The organism is Serratia sp. Sp408, assembly GCF_057180665.1.
The window spans coordinates 1-211 of sequence record NZ_JBXUFT010000064.1; the positions used below are offsets into that span (position 1 = coordinate 1).

At 61.6% G+C, this 211-nt stretch carries 1 protein-coding gene; it reads left to right on the forward strand.

The genetic code is table 11. The annotated features are described in order from the left end of the window. Positions 1–211 (forward strand): hypothetical protein (locus tag AC2AXP_RS22870; RefSeq protein WP_484382000.1); only part of this gene is annotated, 211 nt, incomplete at both ends.

Here is a 211-nt window from a genome sequence, read left to right on the forward strand (position 1 = left end):
GCGGGTACGACGCACAAAGCCACTCTGACGTTGGGAAGCGAGCACAAGGACTCGGCTATCTACACCATTGCGGCGAGTGATGCGGTGGCGACCCAGTCAACCATCGAGCTGGACAAGGCGAGTTACATCGCGGGCGCCAACATGGTGGTGACGGTTGCGCTGAAGGATACGCACGGCAACCCGGTGTCCGGGAAGGTGGCTGTGCTGACGT